A 14579-nucleotide genomic window follows, 5' to 3' on the forward strand; every position below is an offset into this window, starting at 1 on the left:
TATTGATGATATAAAGCTTTTGCTAAGCAACAGAAGGTTTCTGCACTGTGTTTTGATACGCCGGTAATTCTGATCTTAAGCCTTTAATCAAGCTCACACACATGACCAATAAGACTAAGGTGAACGGTAAACCCGTTGCGACAACGCCAGATTGCAGTGCTTGCAGTGCCTCTTTACCACCAATCCAAAGCATGACGGCAGCGATAGAGCCTTCAATACATGCCCAGAAAATACGTTGTGGTACTGGTGCATCAATTTTACCGCCAGCGGTGATGCTATCGATAACCAGCGAGCCAGAGTCTGATGACGTAATAAAGAACACCAAAATCAGAACGATAGACAGGATTGAAATGACTGAACTAAATGGCATGGCGTCATACACATGGAACAACGTCAGTGAGATATCGGTTAAGCCATTTGCGCCTAATTCACCGACTTTATTGACGACTTGGTCGAGTGCGATACCACCGAATACGGCCATCCAAACTAAGGTTACTGTGGTTGGAATCACGATAACCGCGAAGATAAACTCTCGAACGGTACGTCCTTTCGATACACGTGCGATAAACATGCCCACGAATGGTGACCAAGATACCCACCACGCCCAATAGAAAACAGTCCAACCGTGCATCCATTCAGTGTCTTCACGACCAACAGGGTTGCTGAGTGCAAAGATATTCTGTGCGTAAGCGACAGTGGTATCCCAAATGGATGTTGTCGCGATATCGAAGCTAATGAACATCACGAACGCCAGCAGTGCAAAAGCCACCGCCATGTTGATGTTACTCAGTAGTTTGACACCTCCATCGATACCTCGGATCACAGAAAGTACTGCGATAAAAGTAACGAATGCGATAACAATCATTTGCGTACCAATGCCACCTTCTAAACCAAATACATGGTTAATGCCACTGGTTGCTTGTTGTGCACCTAAACCGAGAGACGTCGCTAGACCAAATAGAGTGGAGAGTACCGCTAGAATATCGATAACGTGACCTAACCAACCCCAAGCGCGGTCCCCAAAGATTGGATAAAACGCTGAGCGCAAAGAAAGTGGTAAACCTTTATTAAAAGCGAAGAAGGCCAGTGAGAGTGCAACAATTGCGTAGATCGCCCAACCGTGGATGCCCCAGTGGAACATGGTTGCGGCCATCGCAAGTGATTTTGCTTCTTCGGTATAAGGCTCTACGTTGAGAGGAGTACCGAACCAATTGGTAAAGTAAGCGGTTGGTTCTGAAACACTCCAGAACAACAGTCCAATACCCATACCGGCAGCAAAAAGCATAGATAACCAAGAAATGGTTGAGTGTTCTGCAATGGCGTCTTTACCGCCGATTCTAATTTTTCCGAGGGGAGAAAAAAGAATCGCGATAGCGAATAAGATGAAGAAGTTTGCTGACCACATAAAGAACGAGTCGAAATCTGAAATGATGCCGTTCTTTAGGCCGTTTAGGGCATCACGAGCAGTCGCAGGGTCAACAATGAGAAGAGAAGCAAGACAAAGAAGAACAAGACCAGCACTAATTCCGAATACTGGATTGTGGATATCGAATCCCCACTTTTGAACGTTGTCTTGGCCAACCTGATAGTCGGTGGTGTCGATACTATATTTTTTTAGTGCATTATCCATAAATACAACATGTACGCTTTTTAAAAGTGCTGTCCTTTTTCAAGAAAAACACCAAAACCGCCCTCCATTTATTTTGAGTTCAAATTAAAAAATGCGACGAGATAATAATGTTTTATGTAAAAATATGCAAATTTGCGCTTTTTTTGTCCTTTTATACGAGTTTTGACCGTGCATTTAGGGTTGAAAAGTTATGAGGTGTAATGTTTTGATGTGTAATCTTTTTGGGTCTTGAGCACAGAGAGTAAGGGCTAAAAGGACGGGGCTAAGATGGAAAGTTCAGCTCTTTGCTATTAGCGCTTTGGTATTTTGAATGGTGATAAATGTTAGTTGTCTCATATGCTTGACTAGCGTATTCATATGCCGGTTTTGTGTGCAATATTCTACGGACATCGCATTCTTTTCGACAAACATCGAGTAAACGTAACGAATCGTAACAGAGCTGCTGTAACTGAACAGCGTTTCAATATACTCCACTTAGTTTGTAAGCCACAGAAAGCTGCTATGAGAAAAAACACTTTAATCAATGCTACGTTAGCGACTGCTCTGACTGCAGTATCTACTTTTAGTTTTGCTGCACCTACCGTTGTTCCTAATGCTCCGGAGCTTAGCTCACGCGGTTACGTTTTAATGGATTACCACACCGGAACTGTATTGGTAGAAAGAGACGCAGATAAGCGTCTTAACCCCGCAAGTTTGACCAAACTGATGACCGCCTATGTTGCTGGTCAGGAGGTTAAATCAGGCAACATCAGTCTGGATGACGACGTGGTGATCAGCCGAAATGCATGGGCAAAAAACTTCCCAGACTCTTCAAAAATGTTCATTGAAGTGGGTACCTCTGTTTCTTTGTCTGATCTATATCGTGGTTTGATTGTTCAATCGGGTAACGATGCCAGTGTGGCTATCGCAGAACACGTTGCAGGCAGTGAAGCTGGGTTTGTTGGATTGATGAACAGTTGGGCGAATCAGCTTGGTTTATCAAACTCTGCATTTACCAACCCACACGGATTGGACAGTGATGGTTTGTATTCGACACCTCGTGATATTGCGACTCTCGGCCGTGCCATCATTCGTGATTTACCAGATATCTACCCGTTGTACAGCGAGACTTCGTTTACTTACAACGGCATTACCCAATACAACCGGAATGGCTTGCTACGCGATCGCAGCATGAGTGTGGATGGCATGAAAACCGGTTACACCAGTGGCGCAGGTTACAGCCTTGCGACGTCGGCAACTAATGGTGACATGCGTTTGGTCGCGGTTGTAATGGGCGCAAAAAGCCCAAGTGTACGTGAGTCAGAAAGCAAACAACTACTGAGTTATGGCTTCCGTTTCTTTGATACGGTTGTACCAACTGAAGCTGGTAAAGAAGTATCAACAGCGCGCGTTTGGATGGGCAATCAAGATGAATTGAAAGTCGGTGTCGATCGCGATATTTATCTAACGCTACCAAAAGGCGATGTAAATAAGCTGCAAGCGGAAGTTGAATACAACGGCGATTTAATTGCCCCGATTCAAAAAGATCAAGTGGTTGGCAAAGTTTTGTATAAGGTCGACGGTGACGTCGTGAAAGAAGCTGAGCTAGTGGCGTTAGAGCCCGTTGATGAAGGCAGTATCTTCAAACGTCTAATGGATTGGTTTAAGCGCTTGGTCGCGAGCTGGTTCTAAATCTCGATTACACGCAAATTGATTTACTAAGGCGGCCGAAATGGTCGCCTTTTTGTTTTGAGCACTCATTAAGAGAAACATTCAGAACAAAAAAACGGAGTTACGTGTGCGCAAGATTTTATCTTTGGCCTTGGCTTTTTCCCTTACTGGCTGTGTGCTGCCGCAGCATCAACCAGTCGATTCTGGGCAATGCGTTGGTGTTATGTCATCGCAAGATGCTTATGGATACCTCAACCCAAATCACTACACGATGCAGGTACTGGCACTCAAAAAAGAAAAGGATGTCAAAGAGTACATTCGCTATATCGATCCGAAACATCCGGTTTGGGTGAACTGGAAAAACAGCCGTGGTACACGATGGTATACCGTGACGGTTGGGGATTTCAAAACCAAGCAAGACGCTTATAACGCACTGTCTTCGTTGCCAAGCCGCGTTAAGCAATCTTCCCCGTTTGTGCTGACGTTTGGTGAAATGCAGCGCAAGCAAGAGACCAGTGTGGTGCGAATGCGTTAATACCTAAATACCTAGGCTTCGATTCGATTAGGGGTTTGCACACAATTCAGAGTCTTTCGATACATCGGTAAGGCTCTTTCTATTTTTCAGAACGCCACTTCTTCAATGTACGCGCAAGATCACTGATCTGACGTGCTTTTCACTTTACTTCATATCGAGTATTTTCTAGTCTTCGCATCCCACTTTTTCGTTGGAGTCACCATGAAGCAAGAAATGTACACTACCTACGCAAAGCAATACGATTTAGCCGCGCAAGATAACCTGTACAACGCGCATTTTGAGCGTCCAAACACCCTTGAACTAGTCGGTGATGTGGCAGGCAAAAAGGTGCTGGATTTAGGTTGTGGTTCTGGTATTTACGCGCAGCTTCTTCTTGAGCTGGGCGCAAGCTCAGTAACCTGCATCGACGCTGCACAAGAGATGATAGATATCGTAAAAGAAAAGCTAGGTAGCTCGGTCACCGCTTACGCGCAAAACTTGGCGCTCGGTTTACCTGAAGAGGCGGACAGGCAGTACGATTTAGTCATTTGCCCGCTGATGGTTCATTACATTGAAGATCTTCGTCCCTTGTTTAACGATATTCAACGAGTATTAAAAGCCGGTGGTCAGTTTGTCTTTTCAACCCATCATCCATTTGCGGATTTCGAATGTTCGGCTTCTGGTAATTACTACGATAAAGAGCTGGTTGAAGATATGTGGAATACGGTAGGAGAACCGGTTCCTGTGGCATTCTACCGCCGTTCATTACAAGACATTACCGATGCGATTACGGGCAGTAACATGGCGATGCTGGCGATTTCAGAAGGTAAGGTGAATGAAAAGATTCGTGAAATCTCTCAGGAGCATTACCAACGTTTGGCGACGTTCCCGAACTTCATCTTCATTAAATGTGTGGCGCTGAGCTAGTAAAATCAGTGAGTTCAGATAGAAAAAACGGAAGCGCAGAGGCTTCCGTTTTGTGATCTTAGCGTTGAGCTTAAAGTGCAGCGAGAATGGTTTCTGCTTTGCTCGCTTCGAATGTTTTTGGCTCTTCAACATTCAGCGTGGTTACTACGCCATTTTCAATGATCATTGCGTAACGCTGTGAACGAACACCGCCAAAGCCGCCCGTGTCCATTTCTAGACCAATTGCTTTAGTGAAGCTTGCATCACCGTCACCCAACATGAGTAGCTCAGAAGCATTTTGCACTTCGCCCCAAGCTTGCATGACAAAGGCATCGTTGACCGATACACAAGCAATAAGATCAACACCTTTCGCTTTCAATTGGTCTGCTAATACAACGTAGCCAGGTAAGTGAGCTTCAGAACATGTTGGCGTAAATGCACCTGGTACCGCAAACAACACGACTTTCTTGTTGGCAAACAGTTCGGTTACTTCGTGATTTACCATGCCATCCGCAGTCAGTTCGCTAAGCGTTGCGGCAGGTAGTACTTGGCCTTGTTGAATCATCATTTTCTTCCTTATTTGGGTAGCTTTATATAGCCCACTCAGTCTAGCGCCAAAAGTGTTTGCTAACCACAGACGAATTGTAGGGGCATCATTGGCTTCATAGAAACAAACCGCCTGTGTGGGCGGTTTGTTTATTCTCTACATCGCGTTCAAGTAAGACTTATAAGAGTGAAGGCGAACCGTTGCTGCGCCAATTACATCAATGAAGCCAAACAGGCTGTGTGGTTTATTTGCGGCAATCCACGCTGAGCCAGTTGCACCGATTGGTATGGATTTGCCTTCTGGTTCGAAGATTTCCAAAATCACAGTACGACCATGGCTACTCGTGTTTGCTCCCACGTGCTGACGAACACTTTGCGGCCCTTGCAGAGGAGAGACAGAAGATTCTCCGGTACCCGCAGTAATACTGTGCACGCGCGCGCGGAACACTTCACCAGGGTATGCGTCGACGTAAAACTCAGCAAACTGCCCCGCTTCAACGTAACGATAAGTTTGGTCAGGGATGCGCATTTCTAAAAACTTACGTGAGGTGTCGTAAATGTGCATGTTACCCACACGGCTGCCGTCAGCGACGTTAACGACGGCTACTTGGCCATCATAAGGCGCTCGTACCGTTTTACGCTCTTGCTCAAAGACAGTCTTCTCAAGGTCAGCATGGAGTGATTTTAATGACGCTTTGGCGACGCGTAATTGTGATTCGTAGTATTCCAGATCGCGGCCTTTGAAGATTTCTGGTGAAGTTTCACCACGCACGATGTCACGCTTCAACTGAGCGATGGTCTCTTCTTGCTGCACAATCCCAGCCTTAATCTTCTCGACGTCGGCTTGTGAAGTGGTATCCACTAAGGTGTAAATCACATCGCCTTTCTTGACTCGTTGGTTGTGCTGCACATTGATGTGGTCGATTTGCTCCCGAAATAGGGGAGACAACACGGAGTGTGGTGCTTTGACTGTGGATGAGTAAGTGAGATCAACCGGAGCCCACAAACGGGATAGAATCCCCAGCACCACAAGAATGAACGCGCCGCCAGAAATAATCCAAAACGCGCTTTTAAGTGTCCATTTGATCGCGCCAGTAGAGACCAAAATCCACATGATCAAAATGTACGGAATCATTACCTCTTTCATCGGTTATTCCTCCGTTGCTTTTGCTGGCGTTTGGGGTTGTGTTGACAGGCGGCTATTGCGAATAATGTTGCTAAGTGATTGACCAATGTGTTCCCAGTTAGCGAACGCAATGATAAGTGCCAATACCCACCATGCTTTATGGATGAACAAACCACATAAAGACAAAGCAAAAACCAATTGAATGTGAGAACTTTTCTTTTCTTCCGCTCGGTGCACTGCAACTTCATGGATCTGCCATAGCAAATAGATAACAAAAAGGACAAGGGCTATGGTGACAGAGAACAGATACCCGCTGAAGTATTCAGAGTTAAAGATCACCATCATGGTGTCGTTGGGCGTGTTGGTGAACAAGCTCATATCAATGTCTTTTGAATTGATCGTACCTATAGGTGCAAGCAAATAAGCACCGCAAAGCATCAGAGCCATGAAGATCGAGAACCTTAATAGCACCATAAAAATCGCAAATATCACGCGACCTATGGCTTTTATGACGTTCATAGTTATACCTTTTGTCGATGTTTGGAGGGTAGAACGTTGAGCGAGTGATGGTTGTTTTATTTGTTTCATCACGTGCGCGAAATTGTATGAAAAAACGCCATAAGTTGAGTTATATGTGATATAAGTTATGGCTATATCACTGGGTAAATTGGCGAGAATACATAAATTATGAAGCACTCAGATTACAGCCTTATGCCGACCTTCGTGGCGATTGTCGAAGAGAAAAGTTATACCAAGGCGTCGCAACGATTGGGTATTAGCCAATCAGCGGTCAGCCAAGCGGTAGTCAGGCTTCGTGAGATGTTTAACGACGCACTGTTTATACGTGAAAGCCACGGTGTGTCACCGACGACGTATGCTCTGGATATTTACCCAACGCTTGCCAGTGCAGTTGAAAGTATTGCGTATATGTTGCCTGAACATTCTCGATTTGACCCTGCCCAATGTGATAAGCGTTTTGTGATCTCGTCGTTGAGTGTGTTCGGTTTTACCTTGTTACCAGAGTTGTCTGCAATGATTAGTCATACTGCGCCAAAAGCGATGACGCGGATTGAACCACTCTATAGCATGGACTTAACCAACCTTTTGCGAACTCAGCAATGTGATCTTGTGATTGAGGCACAGACTAACTTGCATCCTCATTTACGTTCTCAAGTGTTGATGTCTGATAAGTTGACGGTAACGTGCCGGGCTGACCATCCACGCTTACTAGGCAATACCATTAGCGTGGATGAATATTTAGCAGAAAAGCACGTCACTTTATCTCAACTTGATCAACAAGGAGGGTATTTGACTGGACGTGGGATTAAAGACGAAAAGATATTAGCTCAGCGTGACGTTGCTTGGCAGAGCAGCAGTATTATAGAAATATTGCCGGTGATACAACGTTGCGATTATATCGCCCTTATGCCTCAAATATTGTTAGAACAGTACAAAGAGTTGTATCAATTGAAAGCGTTAGAGATCGACTTTTTAAAAGAGCCTATCGATGTTGCCATGTATTGGCATTCATCTCGTACCAACGATCCAAGTCATAAATGGTTGAGAGAACAATGTGCATTGGCAGCGAAGAAGTTTTCAATAAACTATTAAATTTCGACCGTTTTTCATACTAAACCACATAGCAGACTCTTTACTAACAAACTAGACTATATGCATATCCTCACATTTAATAAGGACATTTGTGTATATCGCGGGGTTTGCTTTCCGAAGTGTAAGAACCAAGTTTGTCGTGACGTATTCCGTAATGACGATTTGTTTCGTCCTGATTCTTTTCGCTGTGTTGTACTTTAAAGAGCGGCAACGGATCTTTAGTGTCGCCTTAGAAAACTCCATTCAACTTTCTAACCTCCATTCGGACGTCATTAGCCAAGAGTTGCAACGACATGTGGCGTCATTGCAAACCATTAGTGGTCACCAACGTGTTCAAGAAGGGGATATCGACTTTATTGTCGAAGAGCTTAAGTGGCTCAAAAGCATGTCTAAGAAGTCTGTGATCAATACGCTTTTCGTCGATGAGTATTGGAACCTGATTGATTACAAGGGTAGATCCATAAAAATCGAGTGGCCGGAATTTGTTGGAGATGTTCGATGGAAGCACGGAGGTTATCACATCACAGCGCCGCACGTTGGCTTACTGGTCAAAACGCCCGTTGTTGCCCTTGGTGTACCCGTGTATGACGAAGCGGGTAACTGGAAAGGGATTGTTGGTGTTTCTATTTCCGTAGACTACCTTGCGCAGCGTTTGTCGAAAGTGAAGTTAGGCAACAGCAGCTATGCTTGGATCTCTGATAGCACTGGGACAGTGGTTTCTCATCCCGACAGCTCTCTGATTTTGCACGCCAATATTTTTGAAGGTGAACGAGTTGGTTTTGAAGGCTTTGCTGACATTGCGGTGCAAACTAATTGGGAGAATGTTGGACACGGCCACTACTACGACAGAAAGGTCAATGAAGCCAAGATCGTGACTTTCGCTAAAATCGATACTTTGCCCAATTGGACGCTCTTTGTGACCACGGAAGAGTCTGATATTTTCCTCGATATCAATGAGCTACTGGAAGATGTTGCGATTACTTCATCGGTGGTGATTGTTGTTTTCATGCCTATCGTGTTTTATCTCACCAATTCCATCACAAGGCCGATTTTGGATCTGACGTACGATGTCGAAAACGCAGTGAACAATCATTACACCGCGTTTTCTGGCTACGATTCGAAAGATGAAATAGGTCAGCTTTCCAATGCGTTTAAAAACACCTTTGATGAAATCCATCAGCACAATAGAAAGCTAGAGGAAGTGGTCGCACTCAGAACACAAGAGCTCAATACTGCGAACCAAGAGTTGGCGTACTCGGTCAATTTGCTCAATGCAAACAACCACAAGCTCACTTGGTTGGCCATGCATGATCCACTCACCAACTTATTTAACCGTCGTGCACTGATCACCAAAGTCAACGAGCAGCTTCAAAAGGCACGAGCGCACAGTTGGCCTGTCTCATTGATTTTGCTCGACCTTGACCACTTTAAAGAGGTTAACGACACATTTGGGCATGATGTTGGGGATGACGTACTAAAGCATATTGCTGATTTTCTGGCCCAAACCCCTTTAGACGAAGGTATGTTGGCACGATGGGGCGGGGAGGAGTTTGTCATCGTCGCTTCCGAGGTATCTTTAGAAAAGGCACTGCAATGGGCACAAAACCGTTTAGAGGCGCTTAAGGATGAAGATTTCAGCCCTGTTTCGAAAGTGACGTTCAGTGCGGGAATTGCCACATTAGGGTTAGAAGACAGTTTTGATGAACTGGTCGCCAGAGCAGACAAGGCGCTCTATGTTGCAAAAAATGCGGGGAGAAACTGTATTAAAACCGAACGAGATACATCATGAGGTACGTAGTAAAGGTGTATTTCAAACAACAAAATCAGGGCTAGATAGCTAGCCCTGATTGGTTTGTATTTATAATCAGTGATTCGCTAAATAATCAGCGACTTGAGCACGGTATTTGGCTTTAAGTGCTTCGCTGATGAAGCTCGCATTGATCGCATTGATGGTGAATTGAGCTAGCTCTGGCTTTGTCATCGGGTGTGCATTGCTGACCGCCAAAAAGTTATCCGTCATGTAACCGCCAAAGTAAGCCGGATCATCCGAGTTAATGGTTACCGCGACACCTTTACGTAGCAAATCAACAATGTTGTGCTGCTCCATTTCATCAAACACGCAAAGCTTAATGTTCGACAACGGGCACACCGTGAGAGGCATTTTGCTTTCGATAAGCGCTTCGACCAACGATGCATCTTCAACGCAGCGAACACCATGGTCTACTCGACTGACACTTAGCATCTCTAGTGCGTCAACAATATTCTGCGCTGGACCTTCTTCGCCAGCATGAGCAACCGTCAGCATGCCCGCTTCTTTTGCCTGTTGAAATGCACGCTTAAACTTCTCTGGCGGATGACCAAGTTCGGAAGAATCCAAGCCAACACCAATGATTTTATCTTTATGTTCTAAGATCGATTGCAGCGTTTCGATCGCGCTTTCTTCAGATAAGTGACGTAAGAAGCAAGCAATGATTTGTGAGGTGATACCGAGCTTTTCTTGTCCGTCTTGCATGGCGCGAAAAATACCATGAATGACAACATCAAATGCAATACCGCGGTCGGTGTGCGTTTGCGGGTCGAAAAAGATCTCAGTATGGATAACGTTGTCGGCTTTGCAGCGTTCTAGATATGCCCAAGTCAAATCGTAGAAGTCTTGCTCTGTACGCAGCGCATTTGCCCCTTGGTAATAGATATCGAGAAAAGATTGTAAATCTTCGAACTCGTAGGCTTTACGCAGTACTTGAGGTGATTCGAATGGGATGTCGATTTGGTTGCGCTTTGCTAGCTCAAACAACAATTCTGGCTCTAGCGAACCTTCTATATGTAAATGTAACTCTACCTTTGGAAGACCTTGAATAAATGCGTTCATAATAAACTCCCACTTTTTCTTATGGTTGTTGTGGATGCAGTTACTCTAAGAATAGGTATAGATTGGAAAAAATCGAACGCTATTACAAAGAGTAAGATCCACAGTGATCTCAACTCTTCGTAATCAGCACTTTAAGGGAGCTGGTAGAGACCCCCAAACCATATCATTGGGGTTATACGAAGCAAACGGTTGCGATTATACGCAAAAAATCGGGGTTGGCTAGCGTTGTTAGAAAACAGATGGGTGATAGTAAAATGGAGAAGAAGGTTAGTCTTTCGGGCGTTGCAGGGGTTATTTCATCGCGGGGTGTTTCGGTCCCAGCACACACCGAGCTGTGAATCGATTATTCAGAGGCTAATTCTGAATGACACCTTGCGAGAAATTTGGTGTTTAATATCGGGTTTCTGTGCGTTGCTCATTGTGAATTGAGAAGGGGTGGCGATACCTTGCACATCGATATTTTTAATAGGTAAGAGTAATGAAAAGAGTATGGAGGGATTTCATTTATTCGTTTAAACATTAAAGATCAAACAATTTATCAAATTCTCTTTGCTCCATAATGTCCTCAATACGTCGGCGTGTTTGTTGTTTTACTGCAGCGGCGTTTTGTTCAGACTCTTTCTTTTCTTGTTCTATTTGTTTTTTACTTTTTCTGGCCATTTGAATACCTTCCTAGTTATTCGCATTACTAATTAATGCATCAAAATAGACTTATTTGATACTAAAACTTCCTAACTTTGAACCTGAGTCACACAGTATTTCACCTGAGTAGCTCTTCTCACAGTATTTAAAATCAATGAGATAACAAGTTGATTGAAGCTTTGGCAGTATATGGCGCCTTAAAATGTCACCGTTAAGTTGATGTATTTTGGCGTTCCAAGAAATGTCGGGTTGTTTTAAACGGAATTCAATTTCTAACATCTATTCTCCTGTTTCTTTGTGATTTTTTCTTTATTTGATAATTGATACCAGTGTCTTTGACGACCAGTTCTTCTAGACATAATTTTTCCTAATTTTAAGTAAGTGATATACCAACGATTACAATAGTGTTCTAACGATAGATACAGTGTGCTAGTGATGGATATCATGTCCGCAACCCATTTATTTTAGGCAGCAGAAAACCGAGCAAATTTTATTGAATATTGCTGAGTGTTAAGTGTGAGGAATTTTTGAAGGGGGAGGAGAGTTTGGTGCAGCAAGGAGATGCTGCACCAAGAAAAGCTATCTTATAGAGGAGTAACTTCAGTCGCTTGAGGACCTTTTTTACCATCTTCTACATTGAAGCTTACTTTCTGACCTTCAGTCAAAGTTTTGAAACCGTCAGCAACGATAGCGTTGAAGTGTACGAATACATCTTGGCCGCCGTTGTCTTGAGATAGGAAACCAAAACCTTTAGTTTCGTTAAACCATTTTACTGAACCAGTTACTTTAGACATAAAAACCTCTGAATTTAAACAATAATATACGAGTTTTAGTGGATCTTTTTTAAGCTATTGAATGTGCAATCAAGAGGAAGTTTTACGCAGGTGTCTGAATTGAGGGATTCAAGAATTTACTGAGAGGGAACTTAAACTAAATGTAGCATTAACAGCTCTCTTCTAAGAGCCAGTCGTCACTATACAGCGTGTTTGAAAAATAGCTACCATTATTTTGAATTTATTTTTGTTCGAAAAAATCGATGGAGTAGAACAACTTCATCCACTCATGATTTTCTCCCGCCCTTTCTACAATGGAACCATACCAATAAGGGAGGCAAGATTATGAGTACATTGAGAGAGATTCGTCAGGTTATCCGTTCACACGCAACCGCGGATGGTGATGGTGTAAAGATTCGTCGAGTTGCCGGATTCAACAACGCCAGCTTTTCTCCTTTCTTGATGGTGGATGAACTGAAGTCTGATCAGCAAGCGGATTATATTGGTGGCTTTCCTCCACATCCTCACCGTGGCATAGAAACGCTAACGTACATGATGAAGGGCCATTTCCAGCATCGCGACCATATGGACAATGTTGGTGAACTTCGTTCCGGTGGAGCCCAATGGATGGCCGCAGGGCGTGGCGTTATTCATAGTGAAATGCCAATCATGCAAGATGGCGCTTTGCATGGATTTCAGATTTGGATTAACCAGCCAGCGCGCAACAAAATGACGCCAGCGCAATACCATGACTTTCAACCTGAGACGATCACTGAGTATCACCAAGAAACACAAGGTTTGGTGAGAGTGTTGTCCGGCGATCTGAATATAAATGGTGAAGTGATTCGAGGTCCACTGGATAAAACGGGTGTGCCCGTTACGGTTGCTGATTGGCGTTCTGCCTCCGGGGACTGTTTAAATCTTATAACACCCTCGCATCACAACATGATGGTGTATGCCTACAAAGGCAATGTAAGTCTTGGTGACCGTGTTGTTAAGCAGGGGGAAATGGCCTTGCTGTCTCAAGGTGATACGGCTGAGTTAAACGCAAATGAGGCTAGCGGTGCGCTTATCTTCATCGGTGAGCCGATTGATGAACCAGTTGTACACTATGGTCCTTTTGTAATGAACAGCATCGAAGAAATCGAACAAGCGATTCAAGATTACAACGCAGGTTTATTCGAGACTTATTAAACCGTTAGGAAAACATGCTGTTTGGCCGCACAGCAAGATGGAAAAAGCGCACAATGATTTGGAACTCCCTTATTGAGTTCAACTGCAAGCAAAGACGATATCCACTGCCATCGAATTTGCAACAGCCATGCCTAGTCGGTGTGGCTTTTTTTATCTGTTTAGTTTTTGATTCGTGCTACCTAGTTCCTAATTTTGTTCCAGCGCTCAATGGCGTGTTGACCAAATTCAATGCCAAGCTCATAAGCTTTACGTAGTGGCTCTGGAGAGCGACTTAAGCGCTTAAGTTTAAAACCTTCCGGAGGGCAAATCTGGATGATCTCAACACCTGCTGGTGGATTCTCTATTAATTCCAAAGACTGGTTATAACGAACGTGGCGAGTGAGCATTGGCTCGACCAACGCAGGGTGATCTTTCAATAGACGCGCGGTGAGTTTTTCAAACTTTGGTTTGGATTTTCGATAACTTACAGGTCTGCTCCGTAAGACCATGATTTTGGTCGCCCCGCGCTTGATGGCTTCTGCGACAGGAATAGCGTCGGCGACCCCACCATCGACATATTTTATCCCTTTCAACGCGACACCGTTGCGATACAAAATAGGTAATGCGCTGCTTGCCTTCATTGTTTCCGCGAGCATATCAATTGTCGGGGTTAGGTACTCTGCTTGTCCGTTGTCTTGGCGAGTGACACCTAAAAAGAAAGGGCGAGCATCAGCAGACAGTACCGCTCTGTCTATATCGAGTTCTTTGAGCGTGATGTCCCACATCCAATCTAAATCCATCATGTCTCCGCCACGCACAAGCTGCGTTGGAGAGATAAATTCATTACGTAGGCTGTAATCGAGATAAATTTTAAGGTTTCGCCCCGGCATATTTGCAAGGTAAGCCGCTAGATTGCTTGCTCCCGCAGATACCCCCCAAAAGCTATCAAAGGGTGAGAAGTTATGAGCCATGAAGTGATCGAGTATGCCGCAGGAAAATACGCCGCGCATTGCGCCGCCTTCTACGATGAGAGCGCGAGAGCCAACTTGTTCCATCCTTGCCATCCGTTTTGATTGTTATGATTTGGGATATCAGGCTTCTAGAGTAACGGATCTAATTCATATACCCAAATCGCCCTT

15 protein-coding genes and 1 riboswitch are annotated in these 14579 nt (G+C 44.3%); of the genes, 6 read left to right on the forward strand and 9 right to left on the reverse strand.

Translation table 11 applies throughout. The annotated features are described in order from the left end of the window. Positions 1-22: 22 nt before the first annotated feature. Positions 23-1630, reverse strand: coding sequence for a BCCT family transporter (locus OQJ86_RS12405; RefSeq protein WP_265987947.1), 1608 nt, complete (start codon positions 1628-1630; stop codon positions 23-25). A gap of 501 nt (positions 1631-2131) precedes the next feature. Between OQJ86_RS12405 and OQJ86_RS12410 the strand changes: the two genes are divergently transcribed. The 3 genes from OQJ86_RS12410 (at position 2132) to OQJ86_RS12420 (ending at position 4721) form a co-directional block, all read left to right on the forward strand. Further along, positions 2132-3301: a D-alanyl-D-alanine carboxypeptidase family protein gene (locus OQJ86_RS12410; RefSeq protein WP_042602584.1), complete on the forward strand. Its 1170-nt coding sequence runs from the start codon at positions 2132-2134 to the stop codon at positions 3299-3301. A gap of 106 nt (positions 3302-3407) precedes the next feature. After that, positions 3408-3815, forward strand: a complete 408-nt coding sequence (locus OQJ86_RS12415; RefSeq protein ID WP_038865140.1) for an SPOR domain-containing protein — start codon at positions 3408-3410, stop codon at positions 3813-3815. A 201-nt stretch (positions 3816-4016) separates the two neighbouring features. Then, positions 4017-4721, forward strand: coding sequence for a class I SAM-dependent DNA methyltransferase (locus OQJ86_RS12420; RefSeq protein WP_237303876.1), 705 nt, complete (start codon positions 4017-4019; stop codon positions 4719-4721). Positions 4722-4791: 70 nt separating this feature from the next. On the opposite strand, the gene OQJ86_RS12425 is transcribed toward OQJ86_RS12420, so the two are convergent. The 3 genes from OQJ86_RS12425 to OQJ86_RS12435 form a co-directional block, all read right to left on the reverse strand. Then, positions 4792-5265: a peroxiredoxin gene (locus tag OQJ86_RS12425; RefSeq protein WP_045422003.1), complete on the reverse strand. Its 474-nt coding sequence runs from the start codon at positions 5263-5265 to the stop codon at positions 4792-4794. Between the two features lie 138 nt (positions 5266-5403). Next, on the reverse strand, positions 5404-6393 hold the full coding sequence (locus tag OQJ86_RS12430) for an efflux RND transporter periplasmic adaptor subunit (RefSeq protein WP_038865143.1): 990 nt from the start codon (positions 6391-6393) through the stop codon (positions 5404-5406). 3 nt (positions 6394-6396) lie between these two features. Continuing rightward, positions 6397-6891, reverse strand: coding sequence for a magnesium transporter (locus OQJ86_RS12435; protein WP_265987948.1), 495 nt, complete (start codon positions 6889-6891; stop codon positions 6397-6399). Positions 6892-7059: 168 nt separating this feature from the next. Here OQJ86_RS12435 and OQJ86_RS12440 point away from each other — a divergent pair, with 168 nt between their 5' ends. Both OQJ86_RS12440 and OQJ86_RS12445 read left to right on the forward strand, forming a co-directional pair. Beyond that, a complete protein-coding gene (locus OQJ86_RS12440) occupies positions 7060-7983 on the forward strand; it encodes a LysR family transcriptional regulator (RefSeq protein ID WP_265987949.1) in 924 nt (307 codons plus the stop codon). A gap of 154 nt (positions 7984-8137) precedes the next feature. Then, positions 8138-9772, forward strand: coding sequence for a diguanylate cyclase (locus OQJ86_RS12445; protein WP_265987950.1), 1635 nt, complete (start codon positions 8138-8140; stop codon positions 9770-9772). Positions 9773-9847: 75 nt separating this feature from the next. Here the strand turns inward: OQJ86_RS12445 and OQJ86_RS12450 are convergent, their stop codons facing one another. From OQJ86_RS12450 to OQJ86_RS12465, 4 genes are all read right to left on the reverse strand, one after another. Beyond that, the gene (locus OQJ86_RS12450) at positions 9848-10852 is read right to left on the reverse strand and encodes an adenosine deaminase (protein WP_265987951.1); all 1005 of its coding nucleotides are present in this window, start codon (positions 10850-10852) and stop codon (positions 9848-9850) included. A gap of 100 nt (positions 10853-10952) precedes the next feature. Then, a riboswitch (purine riboswitch) is annotated at positions 10953-11052 on the reverse strand. Between the two features lie 319 nt (positions 11053-11371). Further along, positions 11372-11512 (reverse strand): PA3496 family putative envelope integrity protein, encoded by a 141-nt coding sequence (locus tag OQJ86_RS12455; RefSeq protein ID WP_038865151.1) that lies wholly within the window; start codon positions 11510-11512, stop codon positions 11372-11374. 51 nt (positions 11513-11563) lie between these two features. Continuing rightward, on the reverse strand, positions 11564-11773 hold the full coding sequence (locus OQJ86_RS12460) for a hypothetical protein (protein WP_038865152.1): 210 nt from the start codon (positions 11771-11773) through the stop codon (positions 11564-11566). A gap of 305 nt (positions 11774-12078) precedes the next feature. Beyond that, complete coding sequence (locus OQJ86_RS12465; protein ID WP_038865154.1) at positions 12079-12288, reverse strand: cold-shock protein; 210 nt, start codon at positions 12286-12288, stop codon at positions 12079-12081. A 324-nt stretch (positions 12289-12612) separates the two neighbouring features. Here OQJ86_RS12465 and OQJ86_RS12470 point away from each other — a divergent pair, with 324 nt between their 5' ends. After that, entirely contained in the window at positions 12613-13461 is an 849-nt protein-coding gene (locus OQJ86_RS12470) for a pirin family protein (protein ID WP_265987952.1), read from the forward strand. A 179-nt stretch (positions 13462-13640) separates the two neighbouring features. Here the strand turns inward: OQJ86_RS12470 and OQJ86_RS12475 are convergent, their stop codons facing one another. Then, a complete protein-coding gene (locus OQJ86_RS12475) occupies positions 13641-14495 on the reverse strand; it encodes a patatin-like phospholipase family protein (RefSeq protein ID WP_039974830.1) in 855 nt (284 codons plus the stop codon). Positions 14496-14579: the final 84 nt, after the last annotated feature.

Source organism: Vibrio sp. Sgm 5, from assembly GCF_026241575.1.
Lineage (GTDB): Bacteria > Pseudomonadota > Gammaproteobacteria > Enterobacterales > Vibrionaceae > Vibrio > Vibrio jasicida.

Bases quoted from the DNA above. Each gene is read 5' to 3' on its own strand.
- OQJ86_RS12405 (WP_265987947.1), bottom strand. From the start codon at position 1,630: ATGGATAATGCACTAAAAAAATATAGTATCGACACCACCGACTATCAG.
- OQJ86_RS12410 (WP_042602584.1), top strand. From the start codon at position 2,132: ATGAGAAAAAACACTTTAATCAATGCTACGTTAGCGACTGCTCTGACT.
- OQJ86_RS12420 (WP_237303876.1), top strand. From the start codon at position 4,017: ATGAAGCAAGAAATGTACACTACCTACGCAAAGCAATACGATTTAGCC.
- OQJ86_RS12425 (WP_045422003.1), bottom strand. From the start codon at position 5,265: ATGATTCAACAAGGCCAAGTACTACCTGCCGCAACGCTTAGCGAACTG.
- OQJ86_RS12430 (WP_038865143.1), bottom strand. From the start codon at position 6,393: ATGAAAGAGGTAATGATTCCGTACATTTTGATCATGTGGATTTTGGTC.
- OQJ86_RS12435 (WP_265987948.1), bottom strand. From the start codon at position 6,891: ATGAACGTCATAAAAGCCATAGGTCGCGTGATATTTGCGATTTTTATG.
- OQJ86_RS12440 (WP_265987949.1), top strand. From the start codon at position 7,060: ATGAAGCACTCAGATTACAGCCTTATGCCGACCTTCGTGGCGATTGTC.
- OQJ86_RS12445 (WP_265987950.1), top strand. From the start codon at position 8,138: ATGACGATTTGTTTCGTCCTGATTCTTTTCGCTGTGTTGTACTTTAAA.
- OQJ86_RS12450 (WP_265987951.1), bottom strand. From the start codon at position 10,852: ATGAACGCATTTATTCAAGGTCTTCCAAAGGTAGAGTTACATTTACAT.
- OQJ86_RS12455 (WP_038865151.1), bottom strand. From the start codon at position 11,512: ATGGCCAGAAAAAGTAAAAAACAAATAGAACAAGAAAAGAAAGAGTCT.
- OQJ86_RS12460 (WP_038865152.1), bottom strand. From the start codon at position 11,773: ATGTTAGAAATTGAATTCCGTTTAAAACAACCCGACATTTCTTGGAAC.
- OQJ86_RS12465 (WP_038865154.1), bottom strand. From the start codon at position 12,288: ATGTCTAAAGTAACTGGTTCAGTAAAATGGTTTAACGAAACTAAAGGT.
- OQJ86_RS12470 (WP_265987952.1), top strand. From the start codon at position 12,613: ATGAGTACATTGAGAGAGATTCGTCAGGTTATCCGTTCACACGCAACC.
- OQJ86_RS12475 (WP_039974830.1), bottom strand. From the start codon at position 14,495: ATGGAACAAGTTGGCTCTCGCGCTCTCATCGTAGAAGGCGGCGCAATG.